At 54.9% G+C, this 2,019-nt stretch carries 2 protein-coding genes and 1 pseudogene; all 3 read left to right on the top strand.

Features of this window, described 5'->3' with window-relative positions; all coding sequences use genetic code 11:
* A partial coding sequence (locus AWB67_RS36930) for an SOS response-associated peptidase family protein (RefSeq protein ID WP_087660755.1) occupies positions 1 to 688 on the top strand: 688 nt, incomplete at its 5' end.
* A 104-nt stretch (positions 689 to 792) separates the two neighbouring features.
* The gene (locus AWB67_RS36925) at positions 793 to 1,293 is read left to right on the top strand and encodes a hypothetical protein (protein ID WP_062642490.1); all 501 of its coding nucleotides are present in this window, start codon (positions 793 to 795) and stop codon (positions 1,291 to 1,293) included.
* A gap of 394 nt (positions 1,294 to 1,687) precedes the next feature.
* Positions 1,688 to 2,019, top strand: a pseudogene (locus tag AWB67_RS36920) (hypothetical protein); the annotation flags it as partial.

The following is a 2,019-nucleotide window of genomic DNA, read 5'->3' as shown; positions in this document are numbered from 1 at the left end:
GTGCACCCTACAAACGAAGACAACCAAGGCTGCGACTGAGAGCAAGCGCATCGCGACCGATAAGATAGAAACTTCGCTGCGACGCTTGGAAGACATCAATCGAACGATGCCCGAACCGCGTGACTCGCGCATCTTCCCGGGTCACTATGCCCCTGTCCTCGTCGTCGAGGACGGGCAGTACGTCGTCAGACCGATGCGCTACCAATGTCGCCTTGCGGGCAAGCCAGCCAACTATGACGTAAAATTTCCGGGCACCTACAACGCCCGTCGCGATAATCTTGAGGGCTTCTGGAAGCCATTGTTTGGGCATACGCATGGTGTGATGCTCGTCGATGTGTTCTACGAGAATGTCAGCAAGGCGAAGTGGGAGGGAACGTTACTCGAAGCGCACGACAAAGACGAAAACGTCGTGTTGGAATTTCGTCCGAGTAACGGCCAGCTGATGTGGGTTGCCTGCCTGTGGTCGCGATGGAGCGCCCCGGGCGAATCAGACCTGCTGTCATTTGCGGCAATTACCGATGAGCCGCCGCCAGAGATCGCCGCAGCAGGTCACGACCGTTGCATCGTGCCAATTAAGCCGGAGAACGTCGAGGCTTGGTTGAAGCCGGATGCCTCGAATCGAGGAGCGCTGCACGCTATTCTTGATGACAAGGACAGGCCGTACTTCGAGCACCGGCTCGCCGCGTAGGCGGCCTCCCTCCAAGGCGTTTTTATGCGACGAAAGCAAGCTTTGGTAACATCGGAACTTGAAAAAGCAACGGATAAACCAAGCATCGAAGATGCAGGCATTCAATGGACATTTTCTACTATTCGCAAAAGCTTGAACAAGACCTGAAGAACGGCCAAGTCGGTTACTTCGGTTCCAGCAGCACGAAGATTTTGCAGCTTGCAGAACGACTACCAAAGCGCATCTGGGTCTTCAAGACCCCGAAGGGGATGAAGGGGTCTGTCCAGTTGCTCGGTTCGCTGCTCGTCAGTGATGAACCTCGCGTTGCGGCCCAAACAAGCTATCCCCATGTCATCTATTACGACCCGTTTTCGCCTGCATCCGTGATGTTTACAGACTCCGATACCTCACAGCGCATTCAAGAGGTGTCGGCATACTTCCAATATCGCTTCCACTCCGCCTTCAGTGCCAATTTTCAAGGCGACGCTGGGCTACAAGCAATGGAATCGAATGTGGTCCGTGGATTGGAGTCTCTCGTTGCCGATTGGGGAAAATGCCAAATGCTGGAGCGCGTCAAGGATCGCAAGACCGTCCAACCTATCAATCCGTTTGCAAAAAGTTTTTGACGAAGCGGATGACTTTGGACAGAACACTGCGGGTCTTCGCGTCCATCCTTTAGGCGGCTGAATCCCGCCGATACCAACGAACGCGTCGGCATCGACGTTTCGGATCCAGGGCCGTACTTCGTTCTCACGAGTCGGGGAATTGGCGATGTAGTTCACTGCCGCTTTGAGGTCCGTGACCCACTGGGCGCCTCAGCGTATCTGCTGTCAGGGTTTTGTCGAAGGACGGCGATTCACGCTTCGTAGCCAATACACTCTGGTATCGAAGCACGGTGCTGGGCCCTATAAACTAAGGGTCGAGGGAAACTTCGAACGCGCATTTAGTGAATCTGAGATCGCCACCGCCTCGTCTATAATCTGTGCACTGCAGTCTCAAATATGGCAGGGAGCCTACCTCATGAGTCAAGCGCGCGAGCGACACTCGCGATTCCGAGACAGCGGTCAGCGCCAACCGAGCTACGTAAATAAATCGCCTCCCCGGCGGCAAGACAAACCTTACGTGAAGAAACCTTCCGCTCAAGAACCGGCGCAGACTGCTTCCATCTTCAAAACGCGATCTTTCCAATTTCTCGTCGACTCGGTGGGCGCCGAGAATATTGCGTTAGGACTTGATTCGACCCTGAATCGGGTGGCTGAACTGATGAAAGGCGAGCGCTTCACGCCTGAGACGGCCTTTCACATGGAAACCACGCTCGGGTTGCCGCACGGCTTTTTTGACCAGCCCTACCC

Origin of the sequence: Caballeronia terrestris, assembly GCF_001544515.1 — a bacterium.
Classification (GTDB): domain Bacteria; phylum Pseudomonadota; class Gammaproteobacteria; order Burkholderiales; family Burkholderiaceae; genus Caballeronia; species Caballeronia terrestris.
Note: the sequence above shows the minus strand (reverse complement) of the source record. Positions and strands in the feature narration are given on the sequence as shown.

Excerpts from the sequence above, each read along its gene's own strand:
- AWB67_RS36925 (WP_062642490.1), top strand. The coding sequence starts at position 793 with ATGGACATTTTCTACTATTCGCAAAAGCTTGAACAAGACCTGAAGAAC.